Source organism: Xanthomonas sp. SHU 166, assembly GCF_000364685.1.
Taxonomy (GTDB): domain Bacteria; phylum Pseudomonadota; class Gammaproteobacteria; order Xanthomonadales; family Xanthomonadaceae; genus Xanthomonas_A; species Xanthomonas_A sontii.
Window position 1 is genome coordinate 1 of the sequence record NZ_AQOJ01000422.1, and the last position, 3,208, is coordinate 3,208.

Genomic DNA, 3,208 nt, shown 5'->3' on the forward strand with positions numbered 1-3,208 from the left:
CGGCGGCCAGCGCCGCGGCCGGGCTGCCGTGTTGCTCCAGCAGTCGTCGGCGTGGGGCGCTGGCGCCGCCGGCCAGCGACAGGCGCAGCAGGGCCGGATCGGTGGGTGTGTGGGCAGGGGCGATGGCCGGACTGGACATGCGCCCAGCCTAGGCCGCAGACGCAGACGGCGCCCTCCGGCGCCGTCTGCAATCGCTGTAGGGGGAGTCCCCAGCCGCGGGTCAGCGCGCGTCCGGGTGCTTGACGTCGTAGCCGATCCGGGTCGGCTTGATGCCGTCCATCACCAGCGCGTAGCTGACCTTGTCGAAGGTGCGGAACACCATCGCGTGCGCGGCGTACTCGTCCGGCAGCGCCACGGTGCCGCTGCCGCCGGTGAAGCCGTCGTCGGCGCGAGAGGTGTTGGGGTGGCGCACGCGGTCGTTGACCCGGGTGCCGTGGCGCCACAGCGACACCACGGTGCCGTTGTCGATGCCTTCGCGGCGGCCGCCGGAAATGGCGATCACGTCGCGCGGGCCGGCCGCGCTGAACGCGTCGGCCACCGCCAGTACGCGCAGGCCGGCGGCCATCGCCTGCTCGGACGGCGGATGCGGCACGAACTGCAGGTCGTAGGGCTGCGCCTCGACCGGAATCAGGCGGTCGCCGGCGCGCACTTCGCGGGCGTTGTCCTGCAGCAGCAGGCCGGTGGCCTGGCGGCCGTCGGCGGACACGCGGGCGACGGTGCCGATGTTGACCTGGGCCAGTTCGTAGCCGAGGGTCTCGCGGCGCTTGTCCGGCGGCACGAAGGTCTGCCACAGGTTGCCGCTGCCGGGGATGCTGCGGCCTTCGGCGTCGAGGTCGTCGCTGAGCTTGGGCAGCAGGTAGCGCACGGTCGGGCGGACCACGGCGTAGCGCTGGCCGGCCTGGGCCTGGCCGAGGCCGACCGCGTAGACCAGTTGCCCGTCGGTGGCGCGCAGGCGGTTGTCTTCGGTGCCGACCACATAGGGCAGGTTGTCGATGCGGTCGACCACGCGCAGGTTCTTCAGGAACGGCTCCACCTGCGCCAGCGGGATCGCGTCGATCGGCGCGTCCTGGCGCGGGCCCGGCTTGACCTCGGCATGCGCCACCCGGTCCAGGTAGGCCAGGCTGAGCACGTCGCCGGGGTAGATCAGGTGCGGGTTGTGCACCTGCGGATTGGCCTGCCAGATTTCCGGCCACAGCCAGGGCTTGCCGAGGAAGCGCCCGGCGATGTCCCACAGCGTATCGCCCTTGCGCACCACGTAGGTGTCGGGGTGTTCGGCGGCCATGCTGGCGGAAGCAGCGTAGGTCGCCACGGTGAGCATCGCCACGGCGACGACCGTACGGAGTCGATTGAACATGAGCGCGAAGCCTGATTCCCCAACAGGTTCGCGCACTATAGTGCAGAACCCTGGTGCGGGCGCAAGCGGCGGGCGCAGAAACGGGTAGAATCCGCAGGTCTTGCCGAATCGTCCGGCGCCCCCATCTTGGGTACCGCTATGGCCCTGCTCCCCATTCTCGAATTCCCCGATCCGCGCCTGCGTACCAAGGCGGTGCCGGTCGACGCCGCCGAGGTCACCTCCGCGGCCTTCCAACGCCTGCTCGACGACATGTTCGAGACCATGTACGACGCGCCCGGCATCGGCCTGGCCGCCAGCCAGGTCGACGTGCACAAGCGCTTCATGGTCATCGACGTCAGCGAGGAGAAGAACGCCCCGCAGGTGTTCATCAACCCGCAGATCGTGCAGCGCGACGGCGAACAGGTGTACCAGGAAGGCTGCCTGTCGGTCCCCGGCATCTACGCCGACGTGACCCGCGCCGACGCCATCACCGTGCGCTACCTGGACCGCCAGGGCCAGCCGCAGGAACTGAGCACCGACGGCCTGCTGGCGGTATGCGTGCAGCACGAGATGGACCACCTCGACGGCAAGCTGTTCGTCGACTACCTGTCCCCGCTCAAGCGCGAAATGGTGCGCAAGAAGCTGGCCAAGGCGCGCAAGCACGTGGCTTGAAGCGGGGAACCGGGAATGGAGAAACGGGAATCGTAAGTGCGGTACCCGTGGCCTTTCCGGGTTCGCGCTTTTCCCATTCTCCATTCCCCATTCCCGGTTCCCAGCCTCCATGAAACTCGTCTTCGCCGGTACGCCGGACTTCGCCGTGCCGTCGTTGCGCGCGGCTGCGCAGCGCCATGAAGTGGTCGCGGTCTACACCCAGCCGGACCGGCCCGCCGGGCGCGGCCGCGGACTGACCCCGTCGCCGGTCAAGCTGGAAGCGGTGGCGCGCGGCATCCCGGTGTTGCAGCCGCAGACGCTGCGCGCGCCGGAAACCCTGCAGGCGCTGCGCGCGCTGCAGCCGGACCTGATCGTGGTAGTGGCCTACGGGCTGATCCTGCCCAAGGCGGTGCTGGCGATCCCGACCCATGGCTGCTGGAACGTGCATGCCTCGCTGCTGCCGCGCTGGCGCGGCGCCGCGCCGATCCAGCGCGCGATCGAGGCCGGCGACAGCGAGACCGGGGTGTGCCTGATGCAGATGGAAGCGGGCCTGGATACCGGCCCGGTGCTGTTGTCGCAGCGGACCCCGATCGGTGCCGACGAGACCGGCGGGCAGTTGCACGACCGCCTGGCCGCGCTCGGCGCGCAGGTGCTGGCCGACGGCCTGGGCCTGCTGCGCGCCGGCCTGCGTCCGGTGGCGCAGCCGCAGCCGGAGGCCGGCGTCACCTATGCGCACAAGCTGGACAAGGCGCAGGCGCGGCTGGACTGGCAGCAGCCGGCGGCGCAACTGGCGCGGCAGGTGCGCGCCTTCGATCCGTGGCCGGTCGCGGAGGCGGTGCTGGCCGGCGAGCGGGTGCGGGTGCACGGCGCGATCGCGCTGGACCTGGCCCACGCGCAGCAGCCGGGCACGGTGCTGACCGCGTCCAGGCAGGGCATCGACATCGCCTGTGGCCAGGGCGCGCTGCGCCTGCGCGTGCTGCAGCGCGACGGCGGCAAGGCGATCACCGCCGCCGACTACCTCAACGCACGGCGCGACCTGCCGGTCCTGGCCTGAGGCGTCGACCATGCCTGCGTACGCCGCGTTGGGCCTGGCGGGCGCGGCTGTGGCCGCCTCCGCGCTGCGGCGCGGGCGGGCGTCCACTGCGTCGCGCACCCCCATCATCCGCACGCGCAACCACGACACGGCATGCGCGCTGATCCCTGACACATTCTGGAGCGCCCGCC

3 protein-coding genes are annotated in these 3,208 nt (G+C 71.4%); 2 read left to right on the plus strand and 1 reads right to left on the minus strand.

Going from position 1 to position 3,208, the window contains the following annotated elements; translation table 11 throughout:
* Positions 1-220 precede the first annotated feature (220 nt).
* Positions 221-1,354: a LysM peptidoglycan-binding domain-containing protein gene (locus tag D180_RS11485; protein ID WP_017912905.1), complete on the minus strand. Its 1,134-nt coding sequence runs from the start codon at positions 1,352-1,354 to the stop codon at positions 221-223.
* Between the two features lie 138 nt (positions 1,355-1,492).
* Between D180_RS11485 and def the strand changes: the two genes are divergently transcribed.
* Complete coding sequence (gene def / locus D180_RS11490; RefSeq protein WP_010340689.1) at positions 1,493-2,005, plus strand: peptide deformylase; 513 nt, start codon at positions 1,493-1,495, stop codon at positions 2,003-2,005.
* A 109-nt stretch (positions 2,006-2,114) separates the two neighbouring features.
* Positions 2,115-3,038 (plus strand): methionyl-tRNA formyltransferase, encoded by a 924-nt coding sequence (gene fmt, locus D180_RS11495; RefSeq protein ID WP_017912906.1) that lies wholly within the window; start codon positions 2,115-2,117, stop codon positions 3,036-3,038.
* Positions 3,039-3,208: the final 170 nt, after the last annotated feature.